General features: G+C 64.6%; 18 protein-coding genes and 1 pseudogene. 11 read left to right on the plus strand and 8 right to left on the minus strand.

Features of this window, described 5'->3' with window-relative positions; genetic code table 11:
• The first annotated feature begins 163 nt into the window (after positions 1–163).
• Positions 164–1,357, plus strand: coding sequence for an efflux RND transporter periplasmic adaptor subunit (locus ACNJYB_RS29805; protein ID WP_439370131.1), 1,194 nt, complete (start codon positions 164–166; stop codon positions 1,355–1,357).
• 12 nt (positions 1,358–1,369) lie between these two features.
• Positions 1,370–4,528, plus strand: a complete 3,159-nt coding sequence (locus ACNJYB_RS29810) for an efflux RND transporter permease subunit (RefSeq protein WP_439370132.1) — start codon at positions 1,370–1,372, stop codon at positions 4,526–4,528.
• 52 nt (positions 4,529–4,580) lie between these two features.
• On the opposite strand, the gene ltrA (ACNJYB_RS29815) is transcribed toward ACNJYB_RS29810, so the two are convergent.
• The 3 genes and pseudogenes from ltrA (ACNJYB_RS29815) to ACNJYB_RS29825 form a co-directional block, all read right to left on the minus strand.
• Positions 4,581–5,960, minus strand: a complete 1,380-nt coding sequence (ltrA, locus tag ACNJYB_RS29815) for a group II intron reverse transcriptase/maturase (protein WP_439368749.1) — start codon at positions 5,958–5,960, stop codon at positions 4,581–4,583.
• 1,627 nt (positions 5,961–7,587) lie between these two features.
• Positions 7,588–8,967, minus strand: coding sequence for a group II intron reverse transcriptase/maturase (ltrA, locus tag ACNJYB_RS29820; protein WP_439368749.1), 1,380 nt, complete (start codon positions 8,965–8,967; stop codon positions 7,588–7,590).
• A gap of 767 nt (positions 8,968–9,734) precedes the next feature.
• Positions 9,735–10,896 (minus strand): annotated as a pseudogene (locus ACNJYB_RS29825) (MFS transporter).
• A gap of 51 nt (positions 10,897–10,947) precedes the next feature.
• On the opposite strand from ACNJYB_RS29825, the gene ACNJYB_RS29830 reads away from it, so the two are divergent.
• Both ACNJYB_RS29830 and ACNJYB_RS29835 read left to right on the plus strand, forming a co-directional pair.
• Entirely contained in the window at positions 10,948–11,772 is an 825-nt protein-coding gene (locus ACNJYB_RS29830; RefSeq protein WP_439370133.1) for an AraC family transcriptional regulator, read from the plus strand.
• 458 nt (positions 11,773–12,230) lie between these two features.
• Positions 12,231–13,583 carry a malonyl-CoA decarboxylase gene (locus tag ACNJYB_RS29835; protein WP_439370134.1) on the plus strand — a complete coding sequence of 451 codons (1,353 nt, stop codon included), beginning with the start codon at positions 12,231–12,233 and terminating at the stop codon, positions 13,581–13,583.
• 646 nt (positions 13,584–14,229) lie between these two features.
• Here the strand turns inward: ACNJYB_RS29835 and ACNJYB_RS29840 are convergent.
• From ACNJYB_RS29840 to ACNJYB_RS29860, 5 genes are all read right to left on the minus strand, one after another.
• Positions 14,230–14,517 carry a GIY-YIG nuclease family protein gene (locus ACNJYB_RS29840; RefSeq protein WP_439370135.1) on the minus strand — a complete coding sequence of 96 codons (288 nt, stop codon included), beginning with the start codon at positions 14,515–14,517 and terminating at the stop codon, positions 14,230–14,232.
• A gap of 632 nt (positions 14,518–15,149) precedes the next feature.
• Positions 15,150–15,392: a DUF3297 family protein gene (locus ACNJYB_RS29845; RefSeq protein ID WP_164937929.1), complete on the minus strand. Its 243-nt coding sequence runs from the start codon at positions 15,390–15,392 to the stop codon at positions 15,150–15,152.
• A gap of 11 nt (positions 15,393–15,403) precedes the next feature.
• Positions 15,404–15,880, minus strand: coding sequence for a glutathione peroxidase (locus ACNJYB_RS29850; RefSeq protein WP_439370136.1), 477 nt, complete (start codon positions 15,878–15,880; stop codon positions 15,404–15,406).
• Between the two features lie 3 nt (positions 15,881–15,883).
• Complete coding sequence (locus ACNJYB_RS29855; protein ID WP_439370137.1) at positions 15,884–17,284, minus strand: amidase family protein; 1,401 nt, start codon at positions 17,282–17,284, stop codon at positions 15,884–15,886.
• A 232-nt stretch (positions 17,285–17,516) separates the two neighbouring features.
• Positions 17,517–17,774, minus strand: coding sequence for a DUF6894 family protein (locus ACNJYB_RS29860; RefSeq protein WP_439370138.1), 258 nt, complete (start codon positions 17,772–17,774; stop codon positions 17,517–17,519).
• Between the two features lie 261 nt (positions 17,775–18,035).
• On the opposite strand from ACNJYB_RS29860, the gene pqqA reads away from it, so the two are divergent.
• From pqqA to ACNJYB_RS29895, 7 genes are all read left to right on the plus strand, one after another.
• Positions 18,036–18,116: a pyrroloquinoline quinone precursor peptide PqqA gene (pqqA, locus tag ACNJYB_RS29865; RefSeq protein ID WP_007595659.1), complete on the plus strand. Its 81-nt coding sequence runs from the start codon at positions 18,036–18,038 to the stop codon at positions 18,114–18,116.
• Positions 18,117–18,248: 132 nt separating this feature from the next.
• The gene (gene pqqB, locus ACNJYB_RS29870; protein WP_439370139.1) at positions 18,249–19,178 is read left to right on the plus strand and encodes a pyrroloquinoline quinone biosynthesis protein PqqB; all 930 of its coding nucleotides are present in this window, start codon (positions 18,249–18,251) and stop codon (positions 19,176–19,178) included.
• Between the two features lie 20 nt (positions 19,179–19,198).
• Positions 19,199–19,954 (plus strand): pyrroloquinoline-quinone synthase PqqC, encoded by a 756-nt coding sequence (pqqC, locus tag ACNJYB_RS29875; protein ID WP_439370140.1) that lies wholly within the window; start codon positions 19,199–19,201, stop codon positions 19,952–19,954.
• A gap of 12 nt (positions 19,955–19,966) precedes the next feature.
• A complete protein-coding gene (gene pqqD, locus ACNJYB_RS29880; RefSeq protein ID WP_439370141.1) occupies positions 19,967–20,278 on the plus strand; it encodes a pyrroloquinoline quinone biosynthesis peptide chaperone PqqD in 312 nt (103 codons plus the stop codon).
• Positions 20,275–21,468: a pyrroloquinoline quinone biosynthesis protein PqqE gene (pqqE, locus tag ACNJYB_RS29885; protein WP_439370142.1), complete on the plus strand. Its 1,194-nt coding sequence runs from the start codon at positions 20,275–20,277 to the stop codon at positions 21,466–21,468. Before pqqD ends, pqqE begins: the two co-directional genes overlap by 4 nt.
• Complete coding sequence (gene pip / locus ACNJYB_RS29890; RefSeq protein WP_439370143.1) at positions 21,458–22,444, plus strand: prolyl aminopeptidase; 987 nt, start codon at positions 21,458–21,460, stop codon at positions 22,442–22,444. The genes pqqE and pip overlap by 11 nt, the downstream gene beginning before the upstream one ends.
• A gap of 26 nt (positions 22,445–22,470) precedes the next feature.
• Complete coding sequence (locus tag ACNJYB_RS29895) at positions 22,471–23,145, plus strand: hypothetical protein (RefSeq protein WP_439370144.1); 675 nt, start codon at positions 22,471–22,473, stop codon at positions 23,143–23,145.
• Positions 23,146–23,151: the final 6 nt, after the last annotated feature.

Raw genomic sequence — 23,151 nt, forward strand, 5'->3', positions numbered from 1 at the left:
TCGATCGTGCGCGCGGTGAAAAGCGGTTTGTGATGACGAACCTGCCAAGGGCCGCGGCGCGGGTTGCAGTGCAAGGTCCGTGACTGCCATGGCTATGGTGTTCCACGGCCGGGCGTTTATTGGTAGCCTCCGGCACCGACAGACAGAGATCGGGGGCCACCGAATGACCTCAGCGAATCCCGCATCGCTCGCCCATCGCAATGGCGCGTGGGGACATGTCGGACGGGCGCTCGCCGCCGCAAGCGCCGTGGTCGCGCTCGCCGGCTGCGAGGACAAGAACGCCTATGTCGCCCCGCCGCCGCCGAAGGTGGATGTGGCAACGCCGGTGCAGCGTCCGGTGACGCGTTATGTCGAGGCCACCGGCAACACCGCCCCGATCAAGAGCGTCGATCTGGTCGCGCGCGTGCAGGGTTTCCTGCAATCGATCGACTATCAGGACGGCAGCTTCGTCAAGCAGGGCACCCAGCTGTTCACGATCGAGCCGGAGACGTACAAGCTCAAGGTCGAGCAGGCGAAGGCCGCGGAGGTCGGCGCACAAGCCACGCTCAAGCAGGCCGAAGCCGATTACAAGCGGCAGGTCGAGCTCGTGCAGCGCCAGGCGGTCTCGCAGTCCACCCTGGACACGTCGACATCGACCCGCGACAACGCTCAGGCCAACCTCCAGCAGGCCCAGGTCAATACCAGGCTCGCCGAGGTCAATTACGGCTACACCAACGTGACCGCGCCGTTCGACGGCATCGTCAGCGCGCATCTGGTTTCGGTCGGCGAGCTCGTCGGCGTCTCCTCCCCGACCCAGCTCGCGACCATCGTCGCCATGGATCCGATCTGGGTGAACTTCACGGTCAACGAGCAGGACGTCCTTCGCATTCGCGCCGAAGCGATCCGCCGCGGGCTGACCGTCGCCGAACTCAAACAGTTGCCGGTCCAGGTGGGCCTCCAGACCGAGACCGGATATCCGCATGAAGGCCACCTCGACTACGTCTCGCCGACCCTGAACACATCGACGGGCACGCTCGCGGTGCGCGGCGTCATACCCAATGACAAGCGGGCGCTGCTGCCCGGCTATTTCGTCCGCGTCCGCGCGCCCTTCGACCAGGAGAAGAGCGCCCTGCTCGTGCCCGACACCGCGCTCGGCAGCGACCAAGGCGGCCGCTATCTCCTCGTCGTCAACAACGACAACGTCGTCGAGCAGCGCCAGGTGCAGATCGGGCCGACCGACAACGGCCTGCGCGTGATCGAGAGCGGGCTGAAGCCTGACGACCGCGTCGTGATCGCGGGCCTTCTGCGCGTGATCCCGGGCCAGAAGATCGACCCGCAGGTGACGAAGATCGAACAGTCCCAGGCCTCCACCAGGTAGGAGCCGCCGGCCATGATCTCAAAATTCTTCATCGAGCGGCCGGTCCTCTCGAACGTCATCGCGCTCTTGATGATCCTGATCGGCGGCGTCGCGCTGTTCAATCTTGCGATCGCGCAGTATCCCGACGTGGTGCCGCCCACGGTACAGGTCACCACGCGCTATCCCGGCGCCAGCGCCAAGACCGTGATCGACACGGTCGCCTTGCCGATCGAGCAACAGGTCAACGGCGTCGAGGACATGCTCTACATGCAGTCCTACAGCGGCTCCGACGGTACCTACACGCTGACCGTGACCTTCAAGATCGGCACCGACCTGAACTTCGCGCAGGTGCTGGTCCAGAACCGCGTCTCCAGCGCGTTGTCGCAGCTGCCGCAATCGGTGCAGAACCAGGGCGTCACCGTCCAGAAGAAATCGACCTCGATCCTGCTGTTCGTGACGCTGACCTCCCCGGATGCGAAGTACGACAGTCTCTACCTGAGCAACTACGCCACCATCAACATCCGCGACGAGCTCTCGCGCCTGCCCGGCGTCGGCAACGTCACTGTGTTCGGTGCCGGCCAGTATTCGATGCGGGTCTGGCTCGATCCGAACAAGCTGCAGGTCCGTGGCCTCGTGCCGCAGGACGTCATCAACGCAATCCAGCAGCAGAGTCAGCAGGTCTCCGCCGGCCAGGTCGGCGCGCCGCCGACGCCGCCGGGCCAGGCGTTCCAGTACACGCTCAACGTCAACGGACGGCTCGACGACGCCACCCAGTTCGAGAACATCATCGTCAAGACGGGGACCAGCGGCGACGTCACGCGGGTGCGCGACGTCGGCTGGGTCGAGCTCGGCGCGCAGACCTACAGCCAGATCTTCTCGCTCAACAAGCAGCCCGCCACCGGCATCGGCGTGTTCCAGTCGCCCGGCGCCAACGCGCTCCAGGTCGAGCAGGCGGTCGAGAAGAAGATGGCGGAGCTCGCCAAGCGCTTCCCGGAAGGCATCAAGTACGACACGCCGTTCGACACCACCAAATTCGTCGAGGCCTCGGTGCACGAGGTCTACATGACCCTGATCGAGGCCGGCCTCCTGGTGCTGGTCGTGATCCTCGTTTTCCTGCAGGACTGGCGCGCGATGCTGGTGCCTGCGACGACCGTGCCGGTCACCATCATCGGCGCCTTTGCCGCGATGGCAGCGCTCGGCTTCACCATCAACATGTCGACGCTGTTCGCGATCGTGCTCGCGATCGGCATCGTCGTCGACGATGCCATCGTCGTGGTGGAAGGCGCCGCGCACAACATCGAGCAGGGCATGAACGGCCACGACGCCGCGATCAGGGCGATGGACCAGCTGTTCGCGCCGATCGTCGGCATCACCCTGGTGCTGATCTCGGTGTTTTTGCCGGCCTCGTTCCTCGCCGGCCTGACCGGCCGCATCTATTCGCAGTTCGCGCTGGTGATCGCGGCGACCGCACTGCTGTCCGCCATCAACGCGGCGACCTTGAAGCCGACGCAATGCGCGCTGTGGCTGCGGCCGGCGGTGCCGCCGGAGCAGCGCAACTTCTTCTATCGCGGCTTCAACAACGTCTATAACCGGGTCGAGCGGGGCTATACGCGGCTGATCACCTTCCTGGTCAGGCACGCCACGGTGTCGGTCGCGGTCGCGCTGGTGCTGATCGGGATCGGCGGCTACGGCCTGTCGCGGGTGCCGACCGGCTTCCTGCCGATCGAGGACCAGGGCTACCTGATCGCCGCCATCCAGCTGCCCGACGGCGCCTCGCTGGAGCGGACCCAGAAGGTGCTCGACCGTGCCAGCGAGATCGTCAAGGACGCGCCGGGCGTGGCGCAGGTCATCACCATCGCCGGCATCTCCGCGCTCGACAGCAGCGCCAGCCTTGCCAATGCCGGCGTTGCCTACATCATCCTGAAGGACTGGGATGCGCGCAAAGGCCCCGGCGAGGATTTGCGCTCGCTGGTCTTTGGCCTCAACGACAAGCTCGCCGTGATCATGGAGGCGCGCACCATCGTGCTGCCGCCGCCGCCGATCCAGGGCATCGGCAACGCCGCCGGCTTCTCGATGCAGGTCGAGCTGCGCGACGGCAACAGCGATTTCGCCAAGCTGCAGGCGATCACCGGCGCGATGGTCAGTAACGGCCAGAGCCAGACCGCGCTGCAGCGCGTGCAGTCCTCGTTCCGTTCCTCGGTGCCGCAGTTCAACGTCGAGATCGACCGCATCAAGACCCAGACGCTGCACGTCACCACCGACCAGGTGTTCTCGGCGCTGTCGACCTATCTCGGCTCGTCCTATGTCAACCAGTTCAACAAGTTCGGCCGCGTGTTCCAGGTCTACACGCAGGCCGATCCCGCCTTCCGCGTCACCGAGCGCGACATCGCCAACATGCAGGTGCGCAACTCGAACGGCGACATGATTCCGATCGGCACCGTCGCCACGATCACGCCTGCGACGGGACCATCGCTGATCAGCCTCTACAATCTCTATCCCTCCTCGACCATCATCGGCCTGCCGGCGCAGGGCTACTCCTCCGGCCAGTCGCTGAAGCTGATGGAGGAGATCGCGGACAAGACGCTGCCGCCGGGCACCGGCTATGAGTGGACCGCGATGTCGTACCAGGAGAAGGCGGTGTCCAACCAGATCTACTGGGTGTTCGGGCTTGCCATGCTGCTGGTCTATCTCGTGCTCGCCGGCCAGTACGAGAGCTGGTACGCGCCGATCTCCGTGATCCTCGCCGTGCCGCTGTCGCTGATCGGGCCGATGCTGATCCTCAATGGCCTGAAGATCGACAACAACCTCTACTGCCAGATCGGCCTGATCCTGCTGATCGCGCTGTCGGCGAAGAACGCCATCCTGATCGTCGAGGTCGGGCTCGAGCTGCACGTCCGCGACGGCAAGCCGCTCCTGGAATCGGCGATCGAGGCGGCGCGCGCCCGCTTCCGCCCGATCCTGATGACGTCGTTCGCCTTCATCCTCGGCGTCGTGCCGCTGGTGCTCGCGACCGGCGCCGGCGCCAGCGCCCGCAAATCGATCGGCATCACGGTGTTCTCGGGCATGCTGGCATCGACCTGTCTCGCGGTGCTGTTCGTGCCGGCGTTCTTCGTGGTGGTGCAGCGCTTCGAGAACTGGCGCGCGGCGAAGAAGGCGCCGAAGCCGCAGGCCGCTGCCGAGGTGAAACCTTAGGCGCCGAGCATCCACATCGTCATTGCGGGCGCAGCGGTCGCGGTAGGGACGCTCATTGCTGGGCGCCCCCCGCACAGATCCGTACGTGCGGCTTTCCCGCATACGGCTCCCACCTCGGGTGAGTAGCGGTGAAGCGTGTTCGGGGCCAAGGATGGAGGATTTGTGGCTTGGGGAGCAAGTCGGAGGCAAGCCGCGCGACCCGCTGCCACGTGGTCCCGTCAATCTGGCTGCGGCGCCGAAGCATCCGCCTCCATTGTTCGGTGACGAAGTAGCGGAAGGCGCTGAGCGCTCGGCTGTTGGTCGGTACCGCGTGGTAGTTGAAGTACCCGGTAACGACCTGCCGCAGCCATTTGCCCTGTTCGAGCACCGACTGGTGCATACGCCGTCGCATTCCCTGCTTCACGGCTTGCAGTTTCGCCCGCATGCGGTCTTTGCGAGACTTGCGCCTGATCTGGAACTTGCCTTGCTTGGATCGGCTGCAGATGAAGGTGAAGCCGAGGAAGTTGAAGGTCTCCGGCTTGCCGAGCCCGCGCCGCCTGCGGTTGTCCTCCGCATGACGTCCGAACTCGATCAGCCGGGTTTTCTCAGGGTGCAGTGACAGCGCGAACTCCTGCAGCCGTTTGCGCAATTCTTCGAGGAAGTGCCGGGCCTCATTCTCATGCTCGAAGCCGACGATGAAGTCGTCAGCGTAGCGCACGATGATCATGTCACCCGCGGCCTCGCGCCGTCTGAAGCGTTCGGCCCACAGATCGAGGGCATAGTGCAGGTAGATGTTGGCAAGCAGCGGCGAGATCACCGCCCCTTGTGCCGTCCCCTGTTCGCTGACCCTGACCGTTCCTTCTTCGAGAACACCCGCCTTGAGCCATTTGCGGATCAGACGGATGATACGCTGGTCGCCGGTCCGATGTTCGACGAAGCGGATGAGCCATTCCTGGTCCACCATGTCGAAGAACGAGCGGATATCGGCGTCAACAATGAAGTTCACCCGCCGGCTCTCGATTCCGACCAGCAGCGCATCCATCGCATCGTGCGCGCTGCGCCCGGGCCGGAACCCATACGAGAACCCGAGGAAGTCCTCCTCGTAGATCGCGTTGAGCACCGTAGCGGTTGCCCGCTGAACGATCTTGTCCTCGAGGGACGCAATCGCCAGCGGTCGCTGCCGCCCATCCTGCTTCGGGATATGGACCCGCCGCGACGGCTGCGGCCGGTACGCTCCCCGGTGAACACGAGCATGCAGGTCCTCAAGATTGGCCTTGAGGTCTTGCTCGTAGTTCCGCCACATCATTCCGTCCACACCCGGCGCGGCATGCTTCTTCAGCGCGAAGAACTCCGCCTCGAGCAGTTCAGGCGTGATGTGGTGAAGCAGCGCAGTGAACCTCTCCTTCTTCCTTTCCCTTGCAGTTCGCCGTATGCGTTCCAACGCCTGTGTCACGCTTGTCCGGCTCGGCGTCCGGGGCGTGCTTTGCTGGTCCGCATTCCCCTTGGTCGCGGCCCTTCGCTCCACCAACTCCTCCGCGGATCGCTCCGCTTCGTTCGCAGGCTTCGACGCTACTACGGCCGCGTCCGACTTCCCGCATCCGTTCGTCATCGGCTTTGGCTCCTCGCCTTCCCGATGCGGACCTTGGGGGCATGTTGCCATCGGTCAGATGCGGGACCTCCCAGGTTCCGACGCGGTCCTTTGCTGCGTGATGGGGTCTTCGACCACGGCAGAGCGTCAGCGCCTCGCATAACGGCGCCGCACATGTTGCCTTCGACGTTGCTTACCGGCTCGGCCTCTGCGAGTTTCTGTCTTTCGCGGCTCAATAGCCCACCCCACAGCATCGTTGTGTACGCTTCGCAGCCGCCGTTGCCGACGGCCACGCAACACTCACTACCGGGCGCTCGCTACCGCTTACCCGGACCGGACTTCCACCGGTTGGACCACGCCAGCTTGCCTGGCGCACAAGCAATCCAGAATCCCCCCGCGGAAAGATCCTGGATTGCTTCGTCGCAAGGGGCTCCTCGCAAAGACGCCTGGAGAGAGTTGCGGAAGGGCCGCCACGTCCCCCGTCATTGCGAGCGCAGCGAAGCAATCCAGAATCCCCCCGCGGAAAGATCCTGGATTGCTTCGTCGCAAGGGCTCCTCGCAATGACGGGTGGAGAGAGTTGCGGAAGGGCCGCCACGTCCCCCGTCATTGCGAGCGCAGCGAAGCAATCCAGAATCCCCCCGCGGAAAGATCCTGGATTGCTTCGTCGCAAGGGCTCCTCGCAAAGACGCCTGGAGAGAGTTGCGGAAGGGCCGCCACGTCCCCCGTCATTGCGAGCGCAGCGAAGCAATCCAGAATGCCTCCGCGGAAAGATCCTGGATTGCTTCGTCGCAAGGGGCTCCTCGAAAAGACGCCTGGAGAGAGTTGCGGAAGGGCCGCCACGTCCCCCGTCATTGCGAGCGCAGCGAAGCAATCCAGAATCTCTCCGCGGAAAGATCCTGGATTGCTTCGTCGCAAGGGCTCCTCGCAAAGACGCCTGGAGAGAGTTGCGGAAGGGCCGCCACGTCCTCGGTCATTGCGAGCGCAGCGAAGCAATCCAGAATGCCTCCGCGGAAAGATCCTGGATTGCTTCGTCGCAAGGGCTCCTCGCAAAGACGCCTGGAGAGAGTTGCGGAAGGGCCGCCACGTCCCCCGTCATTGCGAGCGCAGCGAAGCAATCCAGAATCCCCCCGCGGAAAGATCCTGGATTGCTTCGTCGCAAGGGCTCCTCGCAAAGACGCCTGGAGAGAGTTGCGGAAGGGCCGCCACGTCCTCGGTCATTGCGAGCGCAGCGAAGCAATCCAGAATGCCCCCGCGGAAAGATTCTGGATTGCTTCGTCGCAAGGGCTCCTCGCAAAGACGCCTGGAGAGAGTTGCGGAAGGGCCGCCACGTCCCCCGTCATTGCGAGCGCAGCGAAGCAATCCAGAATCCCCCCGCGGAAAGATCCTGGATTGCTTCGTCGCAAGGGCTCCTCGCAAAGACGCCTGGAGAGAGTTGCGGAAGGGCCGCCACGTCCTCGGTCATTGCGAGCGCAGCGGTCGCGGTAGGGACGCTCATTGCTGGGCGCCCCCCGCACAGATCCGTACGTGCGGCTTTCCCGCATACGGCTCCCACCTCGGGTGAGTAGCGGTGAAGCGTGTTCGGGGCCAAGGATGGAGGATTTGTGGCTTGGGGAGCAAGTCGGAGGCAAGCCGCGCGACCCGCTGCCACGTGGTCCCGTCAATCTGGCTGCGGCGCCGAAGCATCCGCCTCCATTGTTCGGTGACGAAGTAGCGGAAGGCGCTGAGCGCTCGGCTGTTGGTCGGTACCGCGTGGTAGTTGAAGTACCCGGTAACGACCTGCCGCAGCCATTTGCCCTGTTCGAGCACCGACTGGTGCATACGCCGTCGCATTCCCTGCTTCACGGCTTGCAGTTTCGCCCGCATGCGGTCTTTGCGAGACTTGCGCCTGATCTGGAACTTGCCTTGCTTGGATCGGCTGCAGATGAAGGTGAAGCCGAGGAAGTTGAAGGTCTCCGGCTTGCCGAGCCCGCGCCGCCTGCGGTTGTCCTCCGCATGACGTCCGAACTCGATCAGCCGGGTTTTCTCAGGGTGCAGTGACAGCGCGAACTCCTGCAGCCGTTTGCGCAATTCTTCGAGGAAGTGCCGGGCCTCATTCTCATGCTCGAAGCCGACGATGAAGTCGTCAGCGTAGCGCACGATGATCATGTCACCCGCGGCCTCGCGCCGTCTGAAGCGTTCGGCCCACAGATCGAGGGCATAGTGCAGGTAGATGTTGGCAAGCAGCGGCGAGATCACCGCCCCTTGTGCCGTCCCCTGTTCGCTGACCCTGACCGTTCCTTCTTCGAGAACACCCGCCTTGAGCCATTTGCGGATCAGACGGATGATACGCTGGTCGCCGGTCCGATGTTCGACGAAGCGGATGAGCCATTCCTGGTCCACCATGTCGAAGAACGAGCGGATATCGGCGTCAACAATGAAGTTCACCCGCCGGCTCTCGATTCCGACCAGCAGCGCATCCATCGCATCGTGCGCGCTGCGCCCGGGCCGGAACCCATACGAGAACCCGAGGAAGTCCTCCTCGTAGATCGCGTTGAGCACCGTAGCGGTTGCCCGCTGAACGATCTTGTCCTCGAGGGACGCAATCGCCAGCGGTCGCTGCCGCCCATCCTGCTTCGGGATATGGACCCGCCGCGACGGCTGCGGCCGGTACGCTCCCCGGTGAACACGAGCATGCAGGTCCTCAAGATTGGCCTTGAGGTCTTGCTCGTAGTTCCGCCACATCATTCCGTCCACACCCGGCGCGGCATGCTTCTTCAGCGCGAAGAACTCCGCCTCGAGCAGTTCAGGCGTGATGTGGTGAAGCAGCGCAGTGAACCTCTCCTTCTTCCTTTCCCTTGCAGTTCGCCGTATGCGTTCCAACGCCTGTGTCACGCTTGTCCGGCTCGGCGTCCGGGGCGTGCTTTGCTGGTCCGCATTCCCCTTGGTCGCGGCCCTTCGCTCCACCAACTCCTCCGCGGATCGCTCCGCTTCGTTCGCAGGCTTCGACGCTACTACGGCCGCGTCCGACTTCCCGCATCCGTTCGTCATCGGCTTTGGCTCCTCGCCTTCCCGATGCGGACCTTGGGGGCATGTTGCCATCGGTCAGATGCGGGACCTCCCAGGTTCCGACGCGGTCCTTTGCTGCGTGATGGGGTCTTCGACCACGGCAGAGCGTCAGCGCCTCGCATAACGGCGCCGCACATGTTGCCTTCGACGTTGCTTACCGGCTCGGCCTCTGCGAGTTTCTGTCTTTCGCGGCTCAATAGCCCACCCCACAGCATCGTTGTGTACGCTTCGCAGCCGCCGTTGCCGACGGCCACGCAACACTCACTACCGGGCGCTCGCTACCGCTTACCCGGACCGGACTTCCACCGGTTGGACCACGCCAGCTTGCCTGGCGCACAAGCAATCCAGAATGCCTCCGCGGAAAGATCCTGGATTGCTTCGTCGCAAGGGGCTCCTCGCAAAGACGCCTGGAGAGAGTTGCGGAAGGGCCGCCACGTCCTCGGTCATTGCGAGCGCAGCGAAGCAATCCAGAATGCCTCCGCGGAAAGATCCTGGATTGCTTCGTCGCAAGGGCTCCTCGCAATGACGGGTGGAGAGAGTTGCGCAACTGCGCTCGCAGTGACGGTGTGGCGCGAGCCGCCTGCCTCACTTCCTCACGCCGCCTGCGGCGTCCGGATCTCGCGCGGCAGGATCAGCGCGGCGGCGATTGCGAGCAGGCAGAGTGCGGCGAAGGCGTGCAGCATGGTGACGAAGCCGCCCTGCTCGTAGAGCCAGGCGACGAGCCCGACGGACGCCCCGGCGGCGGTGAAGCCGACGAAATAGCGCACGGCATAGGCGCGCGAGCGCCACTCTTCCGTGGTGTATTTGCCGACCATGGCGTCGTTCACCGTGACCTGACCGAATGCGCCCATGACGATGCCGATCGAGACCAGGATCAGCGGCAGATTGTTCAGGCTGGCGGCGAGATAGAGGAACGGCGCCAGCATGAAGGACAGCGGCAGCGCCACGGTCTTCAGCGAGTAGCGGTCGAGCAGCCGGCCGATCGTGTACTGCGTCATCGCGCCGAACACGTAGACGCAGGCCGCGATGCCCCCGAGCAGCGCCGGGCTTTTGGTGAGATCGGCGAGACGTTCGGCAAACAGCTTCGGCAGCGCCACGGTGACGGCGTTGAAGGTCGTGGAGATCGCGATGACCACGATCAGCAGCGCCAGGATCACGCGCCACATGTCCTGTTTGGCCACCCGCGCCTGGGCCGCCGCCTGCTTCGAGCCCTTGCGGTCCTCGTGCACGACGCTCATCGCAAACGCGATGCCGACCAGGATCGTCACGACGCCCGGGATGATGAAGGCAAAGCGCCAGCCGAGATACTGGCCGATCACACCGGTCACCAGCGCCGAGGAGGCCACGCCGAGATTGCCCTAGACGCCGTTGATGCCCATCTCGCGGCCGAGCCTGTCGGCGTAGGACACGATCAACGGGATGGTAGATCGAGGCGAAGATGCCGATCGCGAGCAGCGCGGCGCCGAGCTCGACCTGTGTCTGGACGAAGCCGACCGAGATCATGGAGGCCCCGATGCCGACGAAGAAGATCAGCATCATGTGGCGGCGGCTCCAGCGGTCGCCGAGCCAGCCGGTGAGCAGCGAGCCGGCACCGAAGGCGATGAAGCCGGGCGTCGCGTAAGGCAGCAGCTCCGAATAGGCCATGCCGAGCGCCGGCCCCATGATGATCACGGCGGCGGCGAAGATCAGCATCGAATAATGGTCGATGAAATGGCCTGCATTGACGAAACCGATGACCCGGCTTGGGCTGTTCATTACGAATCCTCTCCTGCTCCGAAATGAGTTATATGTCGGACCCATGACGGGATGCTGCCAATGAATGTCTTGGAAACGCCAATCTCGGAAACGCCAATCCTGCGCGAGGTCCGGAGCAACCACCGCTCGCCCGCGGGCGTGCACCTGGTCGCCCGCGACTATCCCAAGGGCATGCGGATCGACCTGCACATGCATCGCGAGGCGCAGCTGATCTATGCGGCACGCGGCACCATGCAGGTGACGACACCCGGCGGACGCTGGCTGGTGCCGCCGGACCGCGCCGTCTGGGTGCCGGCCGGGATGGAGCATGCCATCGACCTGCTGGCCGACATCGAGATGCGCACGCTGTATTTCGACCTGTCCTGGCTCAAGCGCGAAAAGCGCTACGAGGGATTGACCAGGGAATTCGTGGTGCGGGTATCGCCGCTGCTCAACCAGGCCATCCTGGCGCTGTTCGACGCACGCAACACGGAAGAGCGCACCGAGCTGCTGGTCCGCCTGGTGATGCTGGAACTGCACCAGGCCGAGGATTCCGCGACCTTCGTGCCGCTGCCGCGCGAGCCGCGCTGCCGCCGCGCCGCGATGATCGTGCTCGACGATCCCACCGGCCTGCACGACATCGACACCCTGGCGCGCGAGGTCGGAACCTCCGCGCGCACGCTGTCCCGGTTGTTCTCGAGCGAGACGCAGCTGAGCTTCAAGAGCTGGTGCCAGCGCGCCAGGATTGCGGCGGCGATCCAGCGGATATCGACCGATGCGAGCGTAGCGGTGAAGCAGCTCGCTACCCAGCTCGGCTATGCCAGCGTGCCGGCATTCTCGGCGGCGTTCCGCCAGGTGACGGGGCGGACGCCGACGGAGTTTGCGGGGAAGGGGTGAGGTGGCCGTGCCCTCCCGAACCGTCATTGCGAGCGCCGCGAAGCAATCCAGAATTGTTTCCGAGGTGGCAGTCTGGATTGCTTCGTCGCAAGGGCTCCTCGCAATGACGGGGAAAGAGCGCTGGCATATTCCCAGGCGCCTTGGCCCGCGACGGACCTCGGCGTGGACGTTGCGCGAAATGCCGCCACATTCTCCGTCATTGCGGACGCAGCGAAGCAATCCAGAATCCTGCCGCGGCGACAGTCTGGATTGCTTCGCTGCGCTCGCAATGACGGTGTTTGAGGCAGCTTCCCCCTTCTCCAAATGTCACCGGATGCCCGCCCTCGCCGGGATGACAGCATTCTCCAAACGCACGGCCCAACTAAAGTTGCCAAATCCGCCTGCTTGATTGTGATCGGCTTTCGGCTAAATCCCGTGTAAGCTTCGCGCACCGCACAAACCGGATTCGAAAAGCCCAGATGGCCAACGCCTTCTTCTCCGACCTGCTCGCCACCATCTCCGAGCGTGGCCGCACGCTGCTTCGCCGCGGCGATGGTGCTGACACCAAACAGGATGCCGACGGGCTGATCGAGCTCTGCGGCGCGCTGCTGTCGGGCCGGGGCGAGGCCTCCGGCACGGCAATGGCACGCGAGGTGCTCGACCTCTACCGGGCTCTGGATGCGGCGGGACGCCGCGCCTTCTTCGAGGCACTGGTGCGCGATTTCGGGCCGGACCGGGAACGGCTGTCCGCGGCGATCGAGAAGTGGCGCGCCAAGCCGACGGACGAGGACGCCAGCTCGCTGCATTTCGCCTCGGAGCCGCGGCGGCAGGAGCTGATCCGCCGCCTCAACCGCGCGCCCGGCGGCACCGGCGATCTCGTCGCCATGCGCGCCGACCTGCTCGGCATGATGAACGGGCACACCGATCTCGCCGCGCTCGATCGCGACGTCTCGCATCTCCTCTCTTCGTGGTTCAACAGGGGGTTTCTCGTGCTGCGCAGGATCGACTGGTCGACCCCGGCCAACATCCTCGAAAAGATCATCCGTTACGAAGCCGTGCACGAGATCAGCGACTGGGACGATCTGCGCCGCCGCATCGATCCGGTGGACCGCCGCTGCTACGCCTTCTTCCATCCGGCGATGGTCGACGAGCCCTTGATCTTCGTCGAGGTGGCGCTGACCGAAACCATCCCCGGCGCGATCGCGCCGCTGCTTGCCGTCGATCGCCAGCACCTTCCCATCGAGAAGGCGCGCACCGCCGTATTCTACTCGATCTCCAACACCCAGCGCGGCCTTGGCGGCATCTCCTTCGGCAGCTTCCTGATCAAGCAGGTGGTGGAGGAGCTGCGCCGCGAGCTGCCGAAGCTCGACACCTTCGTGACGCTGTCGCCGGTGCCGGGCTTCATGCCATGGGTGAAGCAGGACAAGGACCTGCCGCTGTCGGACGAGGACCGCGAGGTGCTGAAGCGCCTCGACGATCCCAAATGGTTCGAGAGCCCCGAGACCACGACGCTGCTCCGCGGCGTGCTGGAGCCGCTCGCGGCCTATTATTTCCTGAAGGCGCGCACGCCGAAGGGCCGGCTGATCGATTCCGTCGCCCGCTTCCATCTCGGCAACGGCGCGCGTCTGGAGCGCATCAACTGGCTGGGCGACCTCTCGCCGAAGGGCGTGCGCGAGTCCGCCGGCGTGATGGTCAACTACCTCTACCGCCTCGACGACATCGAAAAGAACCACGAGGCCTACGCCAACGACGGCGAGGTGGTGGCCTCCAGCGCGGTGAAGAAGCTGCTCAAGGGCGAAGGACGGCGTCTGCTGGATATGCGGCTCTCGTAAGGGGCGGACGCTTGCCACGCCGTCATTGCGATGAGCCCTTGCGACGAAGCAATCCAGACTGCCGCCGCGGAGAGATCTGGATTGCTTCGCTGCGCTCGCAATGACGGCGTGCGGGGCGGCGGCTCGCGCAACCCAACGACCGCCCGCCGCGGGCTCGGACGACCACGGAACACTTCCGCTCTCTCCCCCGTCATTGCGAGGAGCCCTTGCGACGAGGCAATCCAGACTGCCGCCGCGGAAAGATTCTGGATTGCTTCGCTGCGCTCGCAATGACGGAGTTTGAGGCAACGGCTCGCGTAACCCAACGACCGCCCGCCGCAGGCTCGGATCCACGGATGACTTCCGCTCTCTCCACCGTCATTGCGAGGAGCCCTTGCGACGAGGCAATCCAGACTGCTTCCGCGGAAAGATTCTGGATTGCTTCGCTGCGCTCGCAATGACGGCGTGCGGGGCGGCGGCTCGCGAAACAACGACCGCCCGCCGCGGGCTCGGACGACCACGGATGACTTCCGCTCTCTCCCCCGTCATTGCGAGGAGCCCTTGCGACGAAGCAATCCAGACTGCCGCCGCAGAGAGATTCTGGATTGCTTCGCTGCGCTCGCAATGACGGCGTGCGGGGCGGCGGCTCGCGACTTGCTACTGCCGGTCAGATCAGCGTCTGGTACAAATCTTTCCAGTCGGGATTGAGGCTCTCGATCAGCGCGAGTTTCCTTGCCCGACTGCCGCCCTTGATTTGCTTCTCGCGCGCAATCGCATCGGGCATGGTGGCGTGCAACTCGTACCAGACGAGGAGCTTGCAGCCGTACTTCGACGAAAAGCCCTTGACCAATCCCTCGCGATGCTCGAACGCGCGGCGCGGCGGATTGGAGGTGACGCCCGTGTAGATCGTCCCATTGCGGCGATTGGCGAACATGTACACGCAGGGCTGCTTCATGATAGTACTCGGCTGAGAACTGCCATTATAATAGCACAGGAGATGATTGCGAGGTTCTTTGCTACTTCGTCATTGCGAGGAGCCCTTGCGACGAAGCAATCCAGACTGCCGCCGCGGAAAGATTCTGGATTGCTTCGCTGCGCTCGCAATGACGGAGTTTGAGGCAACGGCTCGCGAAACAACGACCGCCCGCGGCGGGCTCGGACGACCACGGAACACTTCCGCTCTCTCCCCGTCATTGCGAGGAGCCCTTGCGACGAGGCAATCCAGACTGCCGCCGCGGAAAGATTCTGGATTGCTTCGCTGCGCTCGCAATGACGGAGTTTGAGGCAACGGCTCGCGTAACCCAACGACCGCCCGCCGCAGGCTCGGATCCACGGATGACTTCCGCTCTCTCCACCGTCATTGCGAGGAGCCCTTGCGACGAGGCAATCCAGACTGCTTCCGCGGAAAGATTCTGGATTGCTTCGCTGCGCTCGCAATGACGGCGTGCGGGGCGGCGGCTCGCGAAACAACGACCGCCCGCCGCGGGCTCGGACGACCACGGATGACTTCCGCTCTCTCCACCGTCATTGCGAGGAGACAGATTGCGCTTCTCGCAATGACGAGGGGAGAGCGGCGCTCTGCTCGAACTATTTCTTGTCGCGAAAATACGGCTCGACCGGACCGTGCACCTTGATGGTCAGCGGGTTGCCGTAGCGGTCCTTGGCGTTGCCGGCGGTGACGCGGACCCAGCCTTCGCTGATGCAGTACTCCTCGACATTGGTCTTCTCGATGCCTTTGAAGCGGATGCCGACGTCGCGCGACAGGATGTCCGCGTTGTAGTAGGGGCTGTTCGGGTCGACCGACAGGCGGTCGGGAAATTCGTCGCTCATGATTGTCTCGCTCACAACAGTGTTTCGATTTGCTGCCGCAATCCTTCCGGCTTTGCGGTCGGCGCGTAGCGCGCGATCACCTTGCCGGCCCGGTCCACCAGGAATTTGGTGAAATTCCATTTGATGGAGGCGCCCAACAGGCCGGATTGCTGACGTTTCAGATACTCATACAACGGATGCGCCTTCGGCCCGTTGACGTCGATCTTCTCGAACAGGGGAAAAGTGACGTCGTAACGGGTCGAGCAGAATTCCCGGATCTCGCTCGCCTGCCCCGGCTCCTGCGCGCCGAACTGATTGCAGGGAAAGCCGAGCACGGAGAAGCCGCGCGGCGACAGATCGCGATAGAGATCCTCGAGGCCGCGATATTGCGGCGTGAAGCCGCATTTGCTCGCGGTGTTGACGATCAGGAGCACCTGTCCCTCGAATCGGCGCATGGGCACCTCCTCGCCCGCAAGCGAGTTGGCCTTGAAGTCGTAGATCACGGCCATCGCTTAAGCCACGGGGTCGATCGGCGACGGCGGCACGCCGCCGGCCTCGATCGCCTCGCCCGCGCGCAGGCAGAGGTCCTCGCGATAGCGACCGGAGACGATGTGCACGCCGACCGGCGCCTTGCCGACGAGGCCGGTGGAGACCACGAGGCCCGGCAGGCCCATGAAGGGAATCGCGATCTGCGGCAGCTGCGCTTCCCAGACGCGCTTGAAGGACGCCTCGTCCTTGCGGTCGAGATGATCGGGGAACGGCAATTCGCCGGAGACCGGCGTCAGCAGCACGGCGTATTTTTCGAAGAACAGCATCCAGTCGCGCGTCAGCGTGGCTCTTCGGGTCAGCGCCTTGGCGTAATTGGCCTGGTCCATCGGCGTCACCCTGCCGCGGTTGCCGCGCAGGCAGGCCAGCGCGCCGGGATCGCCCTCGCGCTCGGCCATCTCGAGCTGCGCCTCATAGCCGTCGCCGAGCCACAGCTTGATCTGCCACTCGACCGCTTCACGCATCGGCGGGGTGTCCCCGATCACGTCGACGGTCCAGCCCGCGCGCTCCAGGCGCTTGCCGGCATCGCTGACCGCCGCCTTCACCTCCGGTGTCGTGGCAAGGCCGTTCGGGTTGAGGCAAAGCGCAGCGCGTTTCGGCCGCGCCGGACCTTCGAGCGGCGCAGGGACATACCAGGGATCGCGGATGTCGCGGGCCGACATCGCTTCGAGCGAGATGCGCAGATCATTCACGGTGCGGGCCAGCGGGCCCGAGACCGCCATGATCTGAGGCCCGATCGGGCGCTCAGGCAGCGCCGGATTGAAGGCGGGAATGCGGCCCAGCGTCGGGCGCAGGCCGTGCACGCCGCAGGCATAGGCGGGATAGCGGATCGACCCGGCAATGTCGGTGCCATGGGCGATGTGGCCGATGCCGGCCGCGACCGCCGAGCCGGCGCCGCCGGAGGAGCCGCCCGGGGTCAGCGAGGCGTCGCGCGGGTTCTTGGTGTCGCCATGGACCAGGTTGGTGGTGAACCAGCGATAGGAGAAGGCCGGGCAGTTGGTGCGGCCGAGCAGGACGGCGCCGGCTTTGCGGAAATTGCCGACGACCGGATTGTCCTCGCGCGCGATCAGGTCGCGCTGCAGCTTGAGGCCGTTGGTGGTGGCAAAGCCCTCCTGGTCGACATTGGCCTTGATGGTGACGGGCACGCCGGCCAGCACACCGGGGTCCTCGCCCCTGGCAATGACGGCGTCGACGGCGTCAGCCTGCTTGAGCACGTCCTCCGGCCGGTGGTCGATCACGGCATTGAGGGCCGGGTTGACCGCGTCCAGGCGGTCGAGGCCGGCCTTGGCGGCCTCCCGGGCGGACACTTTTTTGGACCTGACGAGGGTGGCGAGGTCGGCGGCCGACAGGCGCCAGAGATCTTGCATGGCTTGCTCCGTATGACCCGCGTCTTTTAGCGCCGGGAACGCGGCAAAGCCATGCGGATTTCGCAGGGGCAAAGGGGGGTTGGTGCCGGATGGTGCCTCATTCGCCGCCATTGCGAGGAGCCTTTGCGACGAAAACAATCCAGACTGCCTCCGCGGAGGGATTCCGGATTGCTTCGCTACGCTCGCAATGACGGTGGAGAGAGTGGCGCGCTCCTTACCCGAGCATGGGCCTCTAATGCCGCGTCACCGACGGGTCCGGCATGTCCAGCAGCGCCTCGGTGAAGGGAAACTCCAGCACGATATCGCCGTCGGAATCGGTGACCTCGATGACCGCCTCCAGCAGCGCCGGCTGGGTTCCTTCCGATTTCAGGACCTCCAGGATCATCTGGCGGGCGACCTCCCAGGCGCGATCGGGATTGCGCAGGTCCTCGCCGTCAGGATCCACGATCAATTCGTCGCCGATACGGGTGTTGAAGAAATATCTGGGCATGCCTGATCCAATGGGGTCGCCTGTAGCCGATTGAAAGCCGTTCCATACTCACAACTGGGTTATCCCGACAGGGATCACGACCTATCGGCTATTTTGCGGATGTCATTCGCTCATCTTTACGGCCGCAATACGCTCTCTTTGCAACGCAACAATCCCGCCGGTCTACTACCTAGGTCGGGAAAATTTCACTGGCGAACTTTTCGGCCCGCATTAATTTATCTGCGGGCGGATACGTCCGAATTCGCGAAAATGGAGAGCCAAATGGCCTGGAAAGCCCCGAAGATCGTCGAAGTGCCCTGCGGCATGGAAATCAACATGTATGTGAGCGCCACCCGCAAGTAAGCGGATGGTGTGTACGCGTTCTGCGCAGGTGGTTCTTGCGGTCGAGCACTTTCGGTCACGACGCGTTGCCGGAAGGTAGATTTGGTGTCGGCCTGAGTTCCACCTCGCGACGTTGCCTCCAGGAGACGGATCATGCTTCGCGTCGTCGTCCTGGGCGCAGGGGCCGGCGGCGGAGTGCCGCAATGGAATTGCGGTTGCGAGGGCTGCCGCGCGGCCCGTGCGAATGGACAAGGGCTCCAACGAACCCAGGCCTCGGTTGCCTTCAGTGGCGACGGCGAGCACTGGTTCCTGATCAACGCCTCGCCCGATCTCCGCCAGCAATTGAACGCCACGCCGCAGCTGCATCCGAAGGCCGGCGCGCTGCGCCATACGCCGGTTGCGGGCGTGATCCTGACCAACGGCGAAGTCGATGCCGTGGCCGGCCTGCTGTCGATGCGCGAAGGCTCGCCCTTCACGGTCTATGCCCATGAGAAGGTGCTGGCGATCCTGAAGAGCAACAGTATCTTCAACGTGCTGAACGAGAAGAACGTCAAGCGCCAAGCGATCGGAATAGGCGAGCCGTTCGAGCCGCGGCTGCCTGACGGCGCCCGCACAGGGCTCGAGGTGCTGCCCTTCGCCGTGCCCGGCAAATCGGCCTGGTATCTCGAAGGCAAGGCCCATCCCGGCGGCGAGACCGGCGACGGCGATACGCTGGGGCTGAAGATCACCGACAAGGCCACCGGCAAGTGCTTCTACTTCATTGCCGCCTGCGCCGAGGTCACCGACGCGCTGAGGGCCGAGATCGATGGCGCCGCTCTGGTGTTCTTCGACGGCACGGTCTGGCAGGACGACGAGATGATCAAGGCCGGGCTCGGCCACAAGACCGGCAAGAGCATGGGCCATGTCGCGATGTCCGGCGCGGACGGTGCGATCGCGCGGCTCGCCGATCTCGATATCGACCGGAAGATATTTCTGCATATCAATAACTCGAACCCGGCGCTGCTGCCCGGCTCAAGCGAGCGAGAAGCGGTCGAACAGGCGGGCTGGCAGATACCTGGGGATGGAACGGAGATCGTGCTGTGAATGCCGCGTCAATAACTGGAATGACCGCGCTCTCGATCGGCAAGGACATCAGGCTCGCGAGCGCCGAGGAACTGGAGGCGATGCTGCGCCACATCGGAGCTACGCGCTATCACAGCCTGCATCCGTTCCATAAGCTGTTGCACGGCGGCAAGCTGAATAAGGGCCAGGTGCAGGCCTGGGCCCTCAACCGCTACTATTACCAGAGCACGATCCCGATCAAGGACGCGGTGGTGATCTCGCGCTTCCGCGACCGCGCCACGCGCGTGGAATGGCGCCACCGCATCGAGGACCATGACGGCGACGTCGGCTCCGAGGGCGGCATCGAGCGCTGGCTGAAGCTGACCGAAGGGCTCGGCCTCGACACCGCGTACGTGGAATCCACCGAAGGCATCCTGCCCGCGACGCGTTTCGCGGTGGAAGCCTACGTGCACTACTGCCGCGAAAAAAGCCCACTGGAGGCGATCGCCTCGTCGCTCACCGAGCTGTTCGCGCCGAACCTGCATGAAGAGCGCATCTCCGGCATGCTGGCGCATTACGACTTCGTCAATCCTGATATCATGAGCTACTTCAAGCGGCGGCTGACCCAGGCGCCGCGCGACGCCAATTTCGCGCTCGACTACGTCAAGGCGCACGCCACGACGCCGGAGCAGCGCGCGCTCGTGTGCAACGCGCTGATCTTCAAGACCAACGTGCTGTGGGTGCAGTTAGATGCGCTCCAGCACGCCTATGTCGAGGGCCACATTCCGCCGGGCGCGTTCGTGCCCGAAGCGAGCTGAGGGATTAGAGTTATGGCCGGGCCGCGAAACATCAGCGTCAGCGAGGCAAGCCGCCCGTTGCTGCCGCGGCATGCCAGGCTGAAATATGACGAGACGCGGAAGGTCTGGGTCATTCTCGCGCCCGAACGCGTGCTGGCGCCCGACGAGATCGCGGTCGAGGTCTTGCAGCTCTGCAATGGCGAGCGCAATGTCGGCGACGTCGCGGATCAACTGGCGGCGAAGTACGCCGCACCGCGCGAGGCGATCCTGGCCGACGTCATCGTCATGCTGCAGGATCTCGCCGACAAGGGCTTCCTCACCGAGGCCCGGGAGAAGACGTCATGAGCGACGTGCTCGGCAACATCCCGCCCGGGACCAGCGACGGCCTCGCCGTGCTGGAGAAGCAGCGCTCGACGGCGGAGACTTTCGGCATTCCGCTCGCCGTGCTGCTGGAGATCACCCATCGCTGCCCGCTGCAATGCCCCTACTGCTCCAACCCGGTCGAGCTCGACCGTTCGGGCAAGGAGCTGACCACGGAGGAATGGAAGAAGGTGCTGAGCGAGCTCGCCGAGATCGGCGTGCTGCAGGTGCATTTCTCCGGTGGCGAGCCCACCGCACGCAAGGACCTCGTCGAGCTGGTCAAGCATGCGAGCGACGCCGGCCTCTACACCAATCTCATCACCTCGGCCGTGTTGCTGACACGCGAGAAGCTCAGCGATCTCGCCGACGCCGGGCTCTGCCACGTCCAGATCTCTTTCCAGGGCGTCGAGGAAGGCCTCGCCGATCGTGTCGCCGGCTACAAGAACGGCCATCGCAAGAAGCTCGAGGTCGCGAAATGGACGCGCGAGCTCGACCTGCCGCTCACCGTGAACGCGGTGATGCATCGGCAGAACCTGCACCAGCTTCCCGAGATCATCCAGATGGCGCTGGATCTCGATGCCGACCGGCTCGAGGTCGCCAATGTGCAATATTACGGCTGGGCGCTGAAGAACCGCGCCGCCTTGATGCCGACCGTGGCGCAACTCGATGAGTGCACCCGCCTCGTCGAGGAAGCGCGCGAACGGCTGATGGGCCGGCTGACCATCGACTACGTCGTGCCCGACTATTACGCGCTGCGGCCGAAGAAATGCATGGGCGGCTGGGGCCGGCAGTTCTTCAACATCTCGCCCGCCGGCAAGGTGCTGCCGTGCCACGCCGCCGAGAGCATCACGGGGCTCGATTTCGAATCCGTCCGCTCCAACCATTCGATCGCCTGGATCTGGCAGAACTCGGACGCCTTCAACCGCTATCGCGGCACCGGCTGGATGAAGGAGCCGTGCAAGTCTTGCGAATTCCGCGAGATCGATTTCGGCGGCTGCCGCTGCCAGGCCTTCGCGCTGACCGGCGATGCCACCAACACCGATCCGGCCTGCGCGCTGTCGCCGCTGCACGAGACCATCTTCAAGCAGGCCGAGCGCGAGGCCGAGGGCGAGACCAACCGCTTCCTGTATCGCAACTTTGCCGGCGGCACCCTGGAATCCGAGAATGACGCCTGACGCCGACGCAGGCACAGCGGTCAGGCGTGCCGATCCCTTTGCGCCGCTGACCTCCGACATGCTCGACGTCGGCGGGGGCCATGAGCTCTATGTCGAGAGCATCGGCCGCGCGGACGGAATCCCTGCGGTCTATCTGCATGGCGGGCCCGGCAGCGGCTGCCAGCCCGATCATCGCCGGCTGTTCGACCCCGACCGGTTCTGCGCGGTGCTGTTCGACCAGCGCGGCTGCGGCCGCAGCCGTCCCAAGGGATCACGCGAGCACAACACCACGGCGCATCTGATTGCCGACATGGAGAAGATCCGCGAGAAGTTCGGCTTCGAGCGCTGGATGGTGGTCGGCGGCTCCTGGGGCGCGACGCTGGCGCTGGCGTATGCAGAAGCGCATCCCGAGCGCGTGTCGGGCATCGCGCTCCGTGCAACCTTCCTGGGCACGCGGGCCGAGGTCGTGACGGCCTTCACGACGCGCCTGTCGCAATTCTATCCCGCGCTTTACGAGGACTTTCTCAGCGTTCTGCCACCAGAGGAGCGGGACCAGCCGGTAGACGCCTGTTGGCGCCGCATCCTCGATGCCGACCCGGCCGTGCACGGCCCGGCGGCGAAGGCCTGGCACGACACCGAGCGCATCTTGTCCGAGCACAAGCCCGCGAGGACGCGGCTCGACCTCGCCTCGCTGAACGTCTGGCGCACATTGCCCGCGACACCGTTCATGGAAGCGCATTATTTCGTCAACGACGGCTTCATGACCGCAGAGCAGCTGCTGCAGAATGCGGGCAGGCTCGAAGGCATTCCCGGCATCATCGTCCAGGGCCGCTATGACCTGTTGTGCCCGCCTGAGACATCGCATGCCCTTGCGAAAGTCTGGCCCGGTTCCGAGATTCGGATCGTGGAAGAAGCCGGCCATTCGCTCTATGATGGCGGCGTGAGGGACGCGGTCATGAAGTCGATCGCGGATCTTGCTTCGAAGGCCGCGCGCTGAGGCGCGATAACAGGACAACAAGAACAATGCCGCTCGCCGGGAAAGGCATGCTGCTGACGTCGATGAACATCGACGCCGCCGATGAAGCCGAGCTCAATCGCTGGTACGATCGCGAGCATCTGGAAGAGCGGGTCGCGATCGAGGGTTTCCTGGAAGCGCGGCGCTATGTCGCGCATGCCGCCAATCCAAAGTATCTCTGCCTCTATTCGACAGCGACGCTCGACGTGCTCGACAGCCCCGACTACAAGGCGCGGCTCGCCAACCCGACCGACTGGTCGCGGCAGACCATGGCGCGTTTCAAGGACATGCTGCGCGTCGTGGCCCGCATCACAATCAGCAACGGCACCGGGCGCGGGGCGGCGCTCGGGGTGGTGCGGCTGCGGCCGACGCCCGAGAATGCCGCAGTATGGCGTGACGCACTGCAAGAAAGGCTGGCGCCGGAAAATCACGCCGGCATCATCTCGATGCATCTGCTCGAGAGCGAGCCGGAATTGTCGGGCGCAACGCCTGAGATTCCGGCCGTGCGCCACGAAGGTGCACGCGACTGGTTCGTCCTGATCGACGGCACGCATGTCGGTGCGGTCTCGGCAGTCATCGCCGAGCGCTTCACCGGTCCCGCAGCGGCGCCGTTCCTACTTCCCGTCTCGGTCGGCACCTACTGTCTGATGTGGGACCTCGCAAAGAGCGACATCGCGCGCTGAAGCAGC

The organism is Bradyrhizobium sp. SMVTL-02, assembly GCF_051853005.1.
Classification (GTDB): Bacteria; Pseudomonadota; Alphaproteobacteria; order Rhizobiales; family Xanthobacteraceae; genus Bradyrhizobium.